Raw genomic sequence first — 13,593 nt, 5'->3', positions numbered from 1 at the left:
TGGTTGCCGGCTCAGATGTCGTCGATGGACGACGACTCGAAGCGGCTGGAGATGTTGATGCCGAGCTCCTCGGCGGCACGGAAGACCTCGTCATCGGTGTCGCGCAGGCTGACCGCGGTGCCGTCGGCCGAGAGCACCTCGACGTTCAGGCAGAGCGACTGCATCTCCTTGATGAGCACCTTGAAGCTCTCGGGGATGCCGGGCTCCTGGATGTTCTCACCCTTGACGATGGCCTCGTAGACCTTCACGCGGCCGAGGATGTCGTCGGACTTGATGGTGAGCAGCTCCTGCAGGGCGTAGGCCGCGCCGTACGCCTCGAGGGCCCACACCTCCATCTCACCGAAGCGCTGACCACCGAACTGCGCCTTACCACCCAGCGGCTGCTGCGTGATCATCGAGTACGGGCCGGTCGAACGGGCGTGGATCTTGTCGTCGACCAGGTGGTGCAGCTTCAGGATGTACATGTAGCCGACCGAGACCGGGTTCGGGAAGGGCTCACCGGATCGGCCGTCGAACAGACGGGTCTTTCCGGTGGAGTCGATCAGCCGCTCGCCGTCGCGGGTGAGCAGCGTCGAGTCGAGCAGACCCGCGATCTCCTCCTCCGAGGCGCCGTCGAACACCGGGGTGGCGACCTTGGTGTTCGGGGCGGCGGAACGCGCCTGCTCAGGCAGGTTCGCGGCCCACTTCGGCTTGCCGTCGACCTCCCAGCCCTGCTTGGCGATCCACCCGAGGTGGGTCTCCAGCACCTGGCCGAAGTTCATGCGGCCCGGGATGCCCATCGGGTTCAGGACGATGTCGACCGGAGTTCCGTCGGCGAGGAAGGGCATGTCCTCGACCGGGAGGATCTTCGAGATGACGCCCTTGTTGCCGTGACGGCCGGCGAGCTTGTCACCCGCGGTGATCTTGCGCTTCTGGGCGATGTACACCACCACGCGCTGGTTCACACCGGAGCCCAGCTCGTCGTCGTTCTCGGCCGAGAACTCCTTGACGGCGATGATCGTGCCCTCTTCACCGTGCGGCACCTTGAGACTGGTGTCGCGCACCTCGCGGCTCTTCTCGTTGAAGATGGCGCGCAGGAGGCGCTCCTCGGCGCTGAGCTCGGTCTCGCCCTTCGGGGTGACCTTGCCGACGAGGATGTCGCCGGGGCGCACCTCGGCACCGATGCGGATGATGCCGCGCTCGTCGAGGTCGGCCAGGAGCTCCGGGCTCACGTTGGGGAGGTCACGGGTGATCTCCTCCTTGCCGAGCTTGGTGTCGCGGGCGTCGACCTCGTACTCCTCGATGTGGATCGACGAGAGCACGTCGTCCTTCACCAGGTTCTGGCTGAGGATGATGGCGTCTTCGAAGTTGTGACCCTCCCACGGCATGAACGCCACGAGGAGGTTCTTGCCGAGCGCGAGCTCGCCGTTCTCGGTGGCGGGGCCATCGGCGATGACCTGACCCACCTCGATGCGCTCACCCTCCGAGACGATGACGCGGTTGTTGTAGCTCGTGCCCTGGTTGGAGCGGTCGAACTTGCGCAGGTAGTAGTCCTCGGTGCCGCCCTCGTCGAGCAGAACGGTCACGACATCGGCCGAGACCTCCTGCACCACACCGGCGTTGTTCGCCACGACCACGTCTCCGGCGTCGATGGCGGCGAAGCCCTCCATACCGGTGCCGACCACGGGGCTCTCGCTGCGCAGCAGCGGAACGGCCTGGCGCTGCATGTTCGCACCCATGAGCGCGCGGTTGGCGTCGTCGTGCTCGAGGAACGGGATGAGCGAGGTCGCGACCGACACCATCTGGCGCGGCGAGACATCCATGTAGCCGATCTCGTCGGCCGGGAACAGGTCGACCTCGCCGCCCTTCTTACGAGCCAGCACGCGCTGCTCGGCGAAGTGCGAGTCCGCGGTGAGGGGCGCGTTGGCCTGGGCGACGATGAAGTCGTCCTCCTCGCTCGCGGTGAGGTAGTCGATGTTCTCGGTGACCTTGCCGTTCACGACGCGACGGTAGGGGGTCTCGATGAAACCGAAGGAGTTGATGCGGGCGAACGACGCGAGCGAGCCGATGAGACCGATGTTCGGGCCCTCAGGGGTCTCGATCGGGCACATGCGGCCGTAGTGGCTCGGGTGCACGTCGCGCACCTCGACGCCGGCGCGCTCACGGGAGAGACCGCCGGGGCCCAGGGCGCTGAGGCGGCGCTTGTGGGTCAGGCCCGCGAGCGGGTTGTTCTGGTCCATGAACTGCGACAGCTGCGAGGTGCCGAAGAACTCCTTGATCGCGGCCACGACGGGGCGCACGTTGATCAGGGTCTGCGGGGTGATCGCCTCGATGTCCTGCGTGGTCATGCGCTCACGCACGACACGCTCCATGCGCGACAGTCCGGTGCGCACCTGGTTCTGGATGAGCTCGCCGACCGCGCGGATGCGGCGGTTGCCGAAGTGGTCGATGTCGTCGACGTCGAGACGGATCTCGACGGGCTTGCCGTCGCGCACGCCCGACAGGTGCGTCTGGTTGTCGTGCAGGGCCACCAGGTACTTGATGGTGGCGATGATGTCCTGCGTGGTGAGCACCGAGTCGGACAGCGGCGCGTCGATGCCGAGCTTGCGGTTGATCTTGTAACGACCCACCTTCGCCAGGTCGTAGCGCTTGGGGTTGAAGTAGAAGTTGTCCAGCAGCGCACGCGCGGCCTCGGCGGCGACCTGCTCACCCGGGCGGAGCTTGCGGTAGATGTCCTTCAGGGCCTCCTCCTTGGTGAGGATGGAGTCCTTCTCGAGGGTGGCCTCGATGGAGGCGTAGCCCTTGAACTCCTCGAGGATCTCCTCGGAGGTGAGTCCGAGCGCCTTGAGGAAGACGGTGACGGACTGCTTGCGCTTGCGGTCGATGCGCACGCCCACCTGGTCGCGCTTGTCGATCTCGAACTCGAGCCAGGCACCGCGGCTCGGGATGACGCGGGCCGAGTAGATGTCCTTGTCGGAGGTCTTCTCGGGGGTGCGCTCGAAGTACACGCCGGGGCTGCGAACCAGCTGCGACACCACGACACGCTCGGTGCCGTTGATGATGAAGGTGCCCTTCTCGGTCATGAGCGGGAAGTCGCCCATGAAGACCGTCTGGGTCTTGATCTCACCGGTCTGGTGGTTCATGAACTCGGCCTCGACGTAGAGGGGAGCGGCGTAGGTCTTGCCGCGCTCCTTGCACTCGTCGATGGTGTACTTCTCGGGCTCGAGGAACGGGCTCGTGAAGCTGAGCTGCATGGTCTCGCCGAGGTCTTCGATCGGGGAGATCTCCTCGAAGATCTCGTCCAGACCCGAGTGGCTCGGCAGATCTTGACGGCCGGCGGCCTGGGCTTCGGCGACGCGTGCCTTCCACACGTCGTTCCCGACCAGCCAGTCGAAGCTCTCCGTCTGCAGGGCGAGCAGATCGGGGACGGTGAGCGTGTCGGTGATCTTGGCGAACGAGAGCCGCGAGTGGGCCCGACCGTTCTTGGGTGAGTTGGTGGTTGCGTTGCGCGCAGCAGCCAAGGAAATAACCTCCGTGGGCCCCGTCGGGCCTTGCGTTACTTACGGTCGATGTGTGTCGAGAACTCCCGAGAGATGGTCTGAACCCGCCATTTGGTTCTAGAGTGTTGCTGCGCGGTGTGGTGTCACCGAATGACCGTCATCTCCGCGCGGCTGCCGACCACAATATGAAGGCATGAGTGTTCTGGGAGCGCAAAGAACAACTATAGGTGTTTCCGACACGCCTGTCCAGTCTTTTTCTTGACCAGTTCCGGATTCTCGGGTATAACGCGCGGATGACCGATGCGGAGCGCTACCTCGAAGGCCGCTGGCGGCGCATCCTCGCCCGCACCCCCACGCGCGGACCGTCGTCGTGGCTGGTGGAGTTCCTCGCCTTCGGACTCAAACAGGCTTGGGCCTGTGTCTTCGGAGGCGCCCTTCTCGCCGTCATCGTCGCGGTGCGGCTCTGGTACCCGTCGGATGCCGCGCTCGCCCGCAACGACTTTCTCACGCTCGCCGCGGTGGCCATCCAGGTCGTGATGGTGGCGACGCGGCTGGAGACCTGGCGGGAGCTGCGGGTGATCGTGCTCTTCCACGTTGTGGGCACGGTGATGGAAGTCTTCAAGACCGACGTCGGCTCGTGGGCGTACGGGGCCGACGGCGTGCTGAGGATCGCGGGCGTGCCTCTGTTCAGCGGCTTCATGTACGCCGCGGTGGGTTCGTACCTCGTGCGCGTGTACCGGCTGTTCGACCTCCGGTTCACTCGGTATCCCCCGGTGTGGGTCACCGCCGTCCTGGCCGGGGCGATCTACCTCAACTTCTTCACCCATCACTACGTGTGGGATCTCCGGTGGATCCTGGTCGCGGCGACGATCGTGGTCTTCGGGCGCACGGTCATGTCGTTCCGGGTGTTCCGCTGGACGGGCCGGATGCCGGTTCTCGTGGCGTTCGCGCTCGTCGCCGTGTTCATCTGGCTGGCCGAGAACATCGCGACGCTCTCGGGGGCGTGGAGCTACCCCGACCAGGAGGGCGGGTGGCAGCTCGTGTCGGCCGCGAAGCTCGTGTCGTGGGCGCTGCTCATGATCATCTCGGTGGTGCTGGTGACCTGGGTGTACCCGCCGCGGGCGCCGGACGACGCGGAGTAGGGTCGAACGGTGGCACGGGAACGCGACAGGCGCAGGGCGCCCACCGAGCATCCGTCGACCCGGCTCGCGAACGGGATGCTCGCGACCGTGGAGCCGGACCGTTTCCGTGACGGGGCGTCCGTGCTCATCGTCGACGGCACGCCTCAGTCGCACGTCGACCTCGACGACCCGGGCTATCTCGCGTTCGAGTACGTGCGGCGCATCGGCCACGGGATCGACCTCGTGGCCGAGGAGGGCGAACCGATCACGGCGGTGCACCTGGGCGGAGGGGCGTTCACCCTCCCCCGGTACGTCGAGGCCACACGGCCGGGATCGCGGCAACAGGTGGTGGAGATCGACGGCGAGCTCGTGGCGTTCGTGCGCGAGCAGCTGCCGCTGCCGCGAGGTGCGAGCATCCGGGTGCGTCACGGCGACGCCCGCGAGGTGCTCGCCAAACTGCCTCCCGGCCTGCACGGAGCCGTCGACGTGGTGGTGGTCGACGTCTTCTCCGGAGCGCGCACGCCGGCACACGTGACGAGCGTGGAGTTCTACGAGCTGGTGGCGGGACTGCTGTCGCCACGCGGGCTCGTCGCGGTCAACGTGGCCGACGGCGCGGGGCTGGCCTTCGCGCGCAGCCAGGCGGCGACGCTCCGGCAGGTGTTCGGCGAGGTGGCGATCGTGGCCGACCCGCAGATGCTCAAGGCGCGGCGTTTCGGCAACGTGGTGGCGTTCGCCGCACCCTCCGGCCCGTCGTCGGCGTTGCCGAGGCTGCTCGACAGGTTGCCGCGGCTGGTGGCGAGCGACCCCGTGCCGGCGAAGGTGGTGGCCGGGGCCGAGCTCGTACAGTTCGTCGCCGGAGCACCGGTGGCGACCGATGCCACGGCGGTGCCCTCCCCCACTCCGGCGCGGACGGTGTTCGCGGTGTCGCGGCGGGAGTCCGACGAGCGCTGAGCCCGCCCTCATCCGGTCGGTCGCGTTCGGAGGCGGTTCATACGCTCCGGGAGGAGGGTGGGAGCAGACGCGACGCAAGGAGGAACGGATGCGGGCGACCACGCGCAGAGCCGGTGCGCTCACCGGGGTGCTGGTGATGGCCGGGATGCTCACCGCGTGCGCGGAGGAGCCGGCACCGACCGCATCCGTCGCACCGAGCGCATCCGTCACCCCTCCCGCGACCTCGACGCCCACACCCTCCCCCACTCCGACGGCGTCGGCCGAACCCGTCGAAGACCTCGGCGCGCTCGTGCCGTCGGGCGATCCGCAGCCACTCGCCTCCGGCCTGGCGGCACCGTGGTCGATCGCCGTGCTGGCCGACGGGTCGGTGCTCGTGAGTGAGCGCGACACCGCGCGGATCGTGGAGATCGTCGACGGCCAGGTGGTGCCCGTGACGGCGGTGCCCGGGGTAGCGGCCGCGGGAGAGGGCGGGCTGATGGGGCTCGCCGCGCTGGAGGACGCATCCGGGAGCTGGCTGTACGCGATGCACACCGCCGCCGACGACAACCGGGTGGTGCGCATGCCCCTGGCGGGCACGGCGGGCGCTCACACCCTCGGCGCCCCCGAAGAGGTGCTGACCGGGCTCCCGAGGGCGGCGAATCACAACGGCGGGCGCATCGCCTTCGGGCCCGACGGGATGCTCTACGTCACGGCGGGCGACGCGAGCACCGGGAGCTACGCGCAGGAGCTGTCGCCGCTCGGCGGCAAGATCCTCCGCGTGACGCCCGAGGGTGCGGTTCCCGCCGACAACCCGTTCCCCGGCTCTCCGACCTGGTCGCTCGGGCACCGGAATCCGCAGGGCATCGGCTGGGCCGCCGACGGCACGATGTGGGCGGCCGAGTTCGGGCAGAACACCTGGGACGAGCTCAACGTCATCGTCCCGGGCGGCAACTACGGCTGGCCGATCGTGGAGGGCCGCGCCGGCGACCCCAACCTCATCGACCCGGTGCAGCAGTGGGCGACGGACGACGCCAGCCCCTCGGGAATCGCGGTGGTGGGTGACACGGTGTTCATGGCGGCGCTCGGCGGCGAGCGCCTGTGGTCTGTGGGGTTCGACGGAGCCGCGGCCGAGTGGTACGGCGGCGGACAGCTAGGACGCGTGCGCGATGTGGTGCGCGGCCCGGGCTCGAGCCTCTACCTCATCACCAACAACACCGACGGGCGCGGTGATCCGCGCGCGGGGGACGACGTGCTGTACCGGATCGATCTCGTTCCGGCGGGCTGAGCGGTTCGGGCGGGATGTGCGGTTCGGGTTTGCTGAGCGCGTCAGCCCGTCAAATGCGGGTGCGCTGGGTACGCTGAATCGAACACCCCGGCCTCTGGAGCACCAACTGAGCATCATCACCGGCTACGACACCGCCACCCTGCGCGAGACCATCGACGAGGGGGCCGTCTCCGCACGACTGCGCGAGCTCGGCCAGCTGCGGAGCCTCTCCGCCCTCAACGAGAAGGTCGTGCTGTTGCGGGTCTCGGGGCGGGTCGACGAGGCGTGGCCGATCGCCAATGAGGCGCTGCGCCAGGCCCGGTTCTCGGGCGACCGGGAGATGGCGCTGGGCGCACGGATCCGTCGAGCGCAGGTGCAGCAGTACCAGGGCAAGCTCGCGGCCGCCCTGCAGGAGCTGGGGCTGTGCGTCGAGGAGGCGCAGACGCACGAGTGGGGCACGCTCGAGGCGGCGGCGACGTTCGCGCGGGGCCGGGTGCTGTTCGACCTGGGAGACTTCGACGGCGCGCTCGTCGACTTCAAGTCGACGGTGTTCGCGATGGAGCGTCAGGGCGCCTCGCTCGACCAGCTCGAAGGGCCACTGATGGGTGTGGCGGCAGCCGAGGCCGCGGGCGGAGTCGGCGGTTCGGCGGTCGGCGGGCATCGACCGGTTGACGGCGCATCGGGGCACCGTGGCGGACCGGGCAGCGGTTCCGCCTCCACGGACTGAGCCGGCCTGCAGCGATGGCCGACCTCGAGCGGGTGAAGCGGTGGGCGGACGCCCTCATCGTGATGCATCTCGCCGGCGCGGGCTGGGGATTCGGGTTCGACAACGCCAAGACCCGCGCGGGCCAGTGCAACTACACGGCCAAGCGCATCACGGTGTCGAGGTACCTGGCCGCCCGGTACGACGACGACGAGATCTATCAGGTGCTGCTGCACGAGGTGGCGCACGCGCTCGCCGGGTCGGCGGCGGGTCACGGACCGAGGTGGGTGGCGGTGGCACGGGAGCTCGGGTACGAGGGCTCTCGGCTGCACGACGGTGAGCGCGCCGACGAGCTGGCTCCGTGGGTGGGGCGGTGCCCGGCCGGTCACGAGTACTTCAGGCATCGCCGCCCCACACGGAGGGTGTCGTGCAGTGTGTGCGCACGCGGGTTCAGCGCTGCCCACGTGATCGCGTGGTCGCGGCGCGACGTGAGCGGCGCGCGCAGGGCCGCGCGGCACTGAAGCAGCCCGCCGGCCGGCTCGCGGGGGAAACGAGACGGCGGCCGGCGGACTGCGGCTTCGGAGCTCCGGCCTCAGCCGTTGAGGATCTTGCCCCGGACCGCATCGGTGAACCAGAGCGAGTTGTAGCTCGTGATGGCGACGGCGGCATAGAGGGAGCCTGTGAAGGGCGGGACGACGAAGGCGAAGCGACCGCGGTGGTCGATCATGCCCAGGCGGGAGTCGTCGACGACGAAGTAGAGCTCCTGGTCGACACCGGTGACGAGCGAACTGGGCTGGAGGAAGTCGAAGGGCGCACCCGGTATGGTCTGGGTGTCGAGCACGGCACCCGCGAGCGAGACCTTGCGCAGCAGGTGCGTGCCGCCCACCCACAGCGATCCGTCGCGCCCCACGCCGAGACCGGAGACGTTCGGCACGTCGACCGGGAAGGCCTCGAACGCCGCCGAGACGGGGTCGTAGGCGCCGAGTAGACCCGTGGCATCGTGGGTGAACCAGAGTCGGCCGTCGGGCGCCGACACGACGTTGTAGATCTGCGCGCCCGTGGGCTCCGGCACCGACGAGATGGTTCCGTCGAGCGCTATCCGCCCGAGGCCACCGGCCGCCGGCCACCCGAACCAGATCGCCCCGTCGGGCCCGAGCACCGGCGAGGCGGGGAAGTCGGGCCCCGTGCCGAGCGGGAAGCTCGACACCGTGCCCGTGGCGGGATCGAGTCGACCCATCGCGCCGTTGGAGCTGTCGTTGAACCAGATGGTGCCGTCGGGTGCGGCGACGAGTGCGGTGATGCCCGGCATGGACGGCCCTAGGTCGTAGGCGACCCACGATCTAGGGGTCTCGGCCGGGAAGGTGACGATCTGGTTGGAGGTGCCGTCGGCGTACCAGACGCGGTCGGTCGCGTCGACCGTGACGGCCCCCGGCGACCCCCCGGGCGTCGCGGTGTCGTACTCGTGCCAGGTGGCGTAGTCGCGGGGAGGCGGCTCGAGCGCACCCGCACCGACGGCGGGCGCGAGGGCGGCGAGCCCGCCACCGATCACGGCGACGGCGGCCAGCGCGGCGAGTGCGCGCATCCTGTAGACGGGTGCTGTGCGGGACGACATCGGACTCTCCTCGAATGATGGACGGCCGGGTGGGGCCGTGATCACGTTATTCGAGGAGAACTCAACCCGGGTTGAGTAGTTGCTACTCTCTGGAAAGGTGGGTCAGTCGGTGACCTCGACCTCTTTCCAGAAGGCCACGTACCCGCTGAAGTCCTTGCCGACACGGTCGAAGGCTGTGGGGTACGGCTGTGGATAACTCCACGCGCGGTCGTGCAGCACGGCGACGCCCGCCGTCACGTCGAAGTACTGGCATTCGCCCTTCCACGGGCAGGTGTACGGCGTGTCGCTCGGCGAGAGCAGCTCCGACTTCACGCTCGACGGAGGGAAGTACCAGTTGCCCTCGATGGCGATGAGTTCTTCTTTCGGCGCCTCCGCGAGAACGGTGCCGTCGACGACTGCCTTCATGATGCGACCTCCTGAGTCGCTTCCACGCTACGCCTGATCGGTGTCGAGACGGCACAGGGCGGCCAACTCGGCACCTCGACCCGCCGCCACCCACCGCTGGCCCTCCTCCGAGGCGCTCACCAGGTGACCCACGGCGCCCCGCAACGACACGAAGGCGGCGCAGGCCGCCGCGGCTTCGGGCGAGGAGTAGTCGATCCCGACCTCGGCGAGCGCGTCGACGACCGCGCCGGCAAGCAGGAAGTCCTCGACCGCGAAGCCCCCGCCGGCCGAAAGTGGGGTGACCACGGCGACGAACACCCGCTCACCCGCATCGGCCTGTGCCTCGAGCACTGCGCGTGCGGCGGACCTCCGGAAGCCGAAGCCGATCACGCTCACGGCACTCCCCGGCCCGGACGGCGACGAGGGATCGGGGAGGGCGTCGGCGAACACCACGAGGTCGGCGGCCTCCGTGAGCACGGGCATCGCCTCCGGATCAGCACCGAGGTGCAGACGCACCTGGTAGCGGGACTGGGGCGAGTCGCTGTGCAGAGTCGGGGAGGGCATTCCGCCGATCCTACCGACCAGGGAGACTGGACCCATGCGAGTGCTGCTGAAGCTCATCCTGGACTGCGACCCCGACGCCGCCTGGCGGGCGATCAGGAGCCCCGCGGTGTTCCGCGAGGTGTCGAGTCCGCTGGTGGAGATCGAGTCGCTCTCGGTCGAGGGGTTCCCGACCGTCTGGGAGCCCGGCGTGCATCCGGTCGAGCTGCGTGGCGGCGGAGTGCTGCCGATCGGGCAGCAGGTCATCCGCCTCACCTTCGAGACGGCGGAGCAGGGGTCGACGCGCATCCTGCACGACTCCGGCGCAGGGCTGCGCGGCGCGGTGAGCGGCATCAAGTTGTGGGATCACAAGATGGCCGTCGCCCCCGACCCGGCCGGAACGGGGAAGACCCTCTACCGCGATCAGCTCGTGATCGGTGCCGGACTGCTCACCCCGTTCGCCTGGTACGGGTTGTGGGCGTTCTGGCAGTGGCGGGGGCGGCGTCTGCAGCAGCTCGCGCCGACCTGGGCGTACGACCCGGTGCGCGACGAGGCCGAGGGGGACGCCGCATGAACCCGGCGGCCGTGACGGCACTCGAGACCGCGGACTGGCGGCGACGCGTGTTCGGACTCTACGAGCGGGTGCGGAGCGAGTCGGCCGACGACATCGTGGGCGCGCACGAACTCTGGCGGAGGGAGCGCGACGAGCTCTTCGCCACGCATCCCGCGTCACCGCTCCTCCCGGAGGATCGGCCGGGCTTCAGGGGGCTGCCCGTGCGCGACTACGACCCGGCGTGGCGGTTCAGCGCGACGATCGAGACGGGGGATGAGGGCGACCGGCCCCGGCGCTTCGACTTCGAGACCGGCACCGACGGCATCGTGTCGTTCGACCTGCTCGGCGTGGCGCGCATCGCGGGAGTGGGGTCGCTCGACGTGTGGCGACTCACCTCGTACGGCGGCGGCCTGTTCGTGCCGGTGAAGGATGCACTGGCCGGGCGACCCGGTGGCACCTACGGCGGCGGGCGCTACCTCGTCGACACCATCAAGGGAGCCCACCTCAACGACCTCGTCGAGCGGGACTCACACGCCGCACCCGAGCTCGTGCTCGACTTCAACTTCGCCTACAACCCCTCGTGCGCCTACGACCCGATGTGGGCCTGCCCGCTCGCCCAGCCGGGCAATACCGTGCCGGTGGAGATTCCGGTGGGCGAGCGGTACGGTGCGCCTCGCTGACACCAGCCGTCAGAACCAGCCGAGCGTCTCCCGGAAGCGGTGCAGGAACCACACCGATCCCGCCGGGGTGACGGCCAGCCCCATCGGGGCGGCGCGCTCGAAGGGCGGCAGCATGAAGGTGAGGGAGTGGTCGGGGTTCACCCGGCCGATCCCGAGATCGGTCACGCGGAAGAACAGTTCGGCATGCACACCGGCGACCAGCATCCGCGGCAGCGCGGCGCCGGGCGGGAGCACGGCCGTGCCCGTGACGCTCCCGTCGAGGGCGAACCGCTGCAGTGCGCCGGGACCGGCAGCCCACACCGCTCCAGCAGGAGTCGCTGCGAGCCCGGTGATCTCGGCGAGCGCGGTGCGCACGGTGGTGAACGACCCGGCCAGCGGGTCGTACCGCGTGAGGTCTGCCGACCCGTCCGTGGCGAACCAGATCGTGCCGTCGACCGCGCCGGCGAGGGATGACACGGTGGGTGAGCCAGGCGCGGAGACCGAGGTGATGACTCCCGACGCGTCGATCCGGGCGACACCGCCGTGCTTCGGGTCGTCGAACCAGAGCTCCCCTGTGGAGGACGGCGTGAGCATCGCCTGCGAATCCGGAGCCGCGAACCACGCGACCGACCCGGTGGCGGGATCGAGGACTCCGATGCGGTCGGTGAAGGCAGAACTGAACCACACCCGCCCGTCAGGGGTCGGGCACAGACGCGCGACGACGTCACCGGTGACGAATTCCGTGGTGCTGCCGGCCGTCGGGTCGACGCGCACCACCGTGCGGTGGGTGTAATCCGCGTACCAGACCCTCCCGGCAGCATCCGTCGCGAGGGCGGTGGCCACGGGCGAGAGACCCACCAGCGGGAACTCGTGCCAGGTGATGAAGTCACGCGGCGGGGGTGCGGGAGGGAGCTCGCCGGCGTGCGAGGCAGGGGCCGCAGTCGTCGAGCACGCCGCAGCACCGAGGACGGCACCGGCGGCCGCGATGCCGAGGAACCGGCGGCGGTCGAAGGCCTGATCGTTCATGGCGTCACATCCAGTTGAGGCTCGTGCCCCAGGTGTCGTTCACCCAGAGGTGGCCCAGACCGTCGAAGGCCAGCGCGGTGCGGGTGCCGTCGAGGCGGCTGAAGTGCGTGGTGCCGTGGGAGTCGACGGTGCCGAGGCCGTAGTAGCTGTCGAGGAAGTAGAGCTCGTTGTCGTCGTCGCCGACGAGGTCGCCACCCAGCACGGCGTGAGGGAACGACGGTACCGGCGACGGGAGGTCGACCGGATGCGGGATGACCGACGAGCCGTCGATCGCGATCTCGGTGAACCTGCTCGGGCCGCTCACCCACACCGATCCGCCCTTGCCCGCAGCGATGCCGTAGCCGTCGTCGACGGTGGCGACCTCGGTGAACGCCTTCGTCGAGGGATCGAATGCGACGACGTTGTTGCCGCCGCCTTGACGCACGTACCAGAGGCGGCCGTCCGGTGCGGCGACGAGGTCGATGATCGGCATCCCGGTGGGGTCGGCGACAGCGGAGAGCACGCCGGTGCCAGGGTCGATCCGCACGAGATTGCCGACGAAGGGGTCGCCGAGCCAGATGCCGCCGTCAGCTCCGAGCATGACGGTCCACGGGAGGCTGCTGAGACCGCTGAGGGTGTGGGGCACGATCGCTCCCGTCGCCGGGTCGAGCCGGGAGATGGTGTGGCTGGTCGAGTCGGTGAACCAGAGCGCACCGTCGGGAGTGCCGACCATGCCGAGCACGTTGGACTTCGCCGCGATGTCGTAGCTGGTCTGCACGTGGGTGTCGGCGTCGACCCGCACGAGCACGTCGAGCGCCGAGTCGCTGTACCAGAGGTCGCCCGCGGCGTCGTGGGCTAGCCCGGAGACGCGCGCCGAGGCGTGCAACTCGGGCAGGTCGTGCCAGAGCGACACGACGGGCGGAGCGGTGAACGGGTCGGCGGACGCCGCCGGCGCCGTGGTGGCGAGACTGAGGGGCGCGGTGAGGGCTGCAGCGAGGGCCGCAGCGGCACCGAGACGCGCGATACGACGCGACGTCGAAGCCGAGCGGGACGAGTGGGGAGGGGTTCGAGTGATGGGCATTGCGACAGGCAACCACCACCGCGCACCGAGGCGTGAGGGGTACTTCCTACTCAGTGCAAACGCGGGTGCGCTAGGCTGGAGGTACTCGAGGGCTCGACCATGAGCCCCGTGCGTCGAAAGAACGCTCCCTCTTCTTCTGGCGGGCACAGCACCCACGGTGCGATGTCACGCCGATTGCAGACACTTCTTGCGGCGAACGGATGCACCGCCGGTGCGTTCGCCATCATCCCGATCGGGCCGCGAGACCGCGCGCCCGCCCGGC

The 13,593-nt window shown here is 69.4% G+C and carries 13 protein-coding genes; 7 read left to right on the top strand and 6 right to left on the bottom strand.

Annotated elements, in window-relative coordinates:
• Window positions 1-11: 11 nt before the first annotated feature.
• Window positions 12-3,500, bottom strand: coding sequence for a DNA-directed RNA polymerase subunit beta (gene rpoB / locus N1031_RS12170; protein WP_259479921.1), 3,489 nt, complete (start codon window positions 3,498-3,500; stop codon window positions 12-14).
• A gap of 272 nt (window positions 3,501-3,772) precedes the next feature.
• Here rpoB and N1031_RS12165 point away from each other — a divergent pair, with 272 nt between their 5' ends.
• The 5 genes from N1031_RS12165 to N1031_RS12145 all read left to right on the top strand — a co-directional run bounded on the left by N1031_RS12165 (window position 3,773) and on the right by N1031_RS12145 (window position 8,018).
• Window positions 3,773-4,621, top strand: a complete 849-nt coding sequence (locus N1031_RS12165; protein WP_259479920.1) for a DUF817 domain-containing protein — start codon at window positions 3,773-3,775, stop codon at window positions 4,619-4,621.
• A 75-nt stretch (window positions 4,622-4,696) separates the two neighbouring features.
• Window positions 4,697-5,551, top strand: a complete 855-nt coding sequence (locus tag N1031_RS12160; protein WP_259480153.1) for a spermidine synthase — start codon at window positions 4,697-4,699, stop codon at window positions 5,549-5,551.
• A gap of 88 nt (window positions 5,552-5,639) precedes the next feature.
• Window positions 5,640-6,815: a PQQ-dependent sugar dehydrogenase gene (locus N1031_RS12155; RefSeq protein ID WP_259479919.1), complete on the top strand. Its 1,176-nt coding sequence runs from the start codon at window positions 5,640-5,642 to the stop codon at window positions 6,813-6,815.
• A 16-nt stretch (window positions 6,816-6,831) separates the two neighbouring features.
• Entirely contained in the window at window positions 6,832-7,521 is a 690-nt protein-coding gene (locus tag N1031_RS12150; protein WP_259479918.1) for a hypothetical protein, read from the top strand.
• 14 nt (window positions 7,522-7,535) lie between these two features.
• Window positions 7,536-8,018 (top strand): SprT-like domain-containing protein, encoded by a 483-nt coding sequence (locus N1031_RS12145; protein WP_259479917.1) that lies wholly within the window; start codon window positions 7,536-7,538, stop codon window positions 8,016-8,018.
• Window positions 8,019-8,089: 71 nt separating this feature from the next.
• Here N1031_RS12145 and N1031_RS12140 read toward each other — a convergent pair whose 3' ends face one another.
• The 3 genes from N1031_RS12140 to N1031_RS12130 all read right to left on the bottom strand — a co-directional run bounded on the left by N1031_RS12140 (window position 8,090) and on the right by N1031_RS12130 (window position 10,057).
• Window positions 8,090-9,109 carry a Vgb family protein gene (locus N1031_RS12140; RefSeq protein ID WP_259479916.1) on the bottom strand — a complete coding sequence of 340 codons (1,020 nt, stop codon included), beginning with the start codon at window positions 9,107-9,109 and terminating at the stop codon, window positions 8,090-8,092.
• A gap of 102 nt (window positions 9,110-9,211) precedes the next feature.
• Complete coding sequence (locus tag N1031_RS12135; RefSeq protein ID WP_259479915.1) at window positions 9,212-9,514, bottom strand: DUF427 domain-containing protein; 303 nt, start codon at window positions 9,512-9,514, stop codon at window positions 9,212-9,214.
• A gap of 27 nt (window positions 9,515-9,541) precedes the next feature.
• The gene (locus tag N1031_RS12130; protein ID WP_259479914.1) at window positions 9,542-10,057 is read right to left on the bottom strand and encodes a hypothetical protein; all 516 of its coding nucleotides are present in this window, start codon (window positions 10,055-10,057) and stop codon (window positions 9,542-9,544) included.
• Window positions 10,058-10,091: 34 nt separating this feature from the next.
• On the opposite strand from N1031_RS12130, the gene N1031_RS12125 reads away from it, so the two are divergent.
• Window positions 10,092-10,607 (top strand): hypothetical protein, encoded by a 516-nt coding sequence (locus N1031_RS12125; RefSeq protein ID WP_259479913.1) that lies wholly within the window; start codon window positions 10,092-10,094, stop codon window positions 10,605-10,607.
• Window positions 10,604-11,266: a DUF1684 domain-containing protein gene (locus tag N1031_RS12120; protein ID WP_259479912.1), complete on the top strand. Its 663-nt coding sequence runs from the start codon at window positions 10,604-10,606 to the stop codon at window positions 11,264-11,266. The genes N1031_RS12125 and N1031_RS12120 overlap by 4 nt, the downstream gene beginning before the upstream one ends.
• A gap of 9 nt (window positions 11,267-11,275) precedes the next feature.
• On the opposite strand, the gene N1031_RS12115 is transcribed toward N1031_RS12120, so the two are convergent.
• Both N1031_RS12115 and N1031_RS12110 read right to left on the bottom strand, forming a co-directional pair.
• A complete protein-coding gene (locus tag N1031_RS12115) occupies window positions 11,276-12,271 on the bottom strand; it encodes a Vgb family protein (RefSeq protein ID WP_259479911.1) in 996 nt (331 codons plus the stop codon).
• Window positions 12,272-12,275: 4 nt separating this feature from the next.
• On the bottom strand, window positions 12,276-13,331 hold the full coding sequence (locus N1031_RS12110) for a Vgb family protein (protein WP_259479910.1): 1,056 nt from the start codon (window positions 13,329-13,331) through the stop codon (window positions 12,276-12,278).
• Window positions 13,332-13,593: the final 262 nt, after the last annotated feature.

This window comes from Herbiconiux moechotypicola, from assembly GCF_024979255.1.
Taxonomy (GTDB): domain Bacteria; phylum Actinomycetota; class Actinomycetes; order Actinomycetales; family Microbacteriaceae; genus Herbiconiux; species Herbiconiux moechotypicola.
This window is presented reverse-complemented; position numbering and strand designations above follow the sequence as displayed.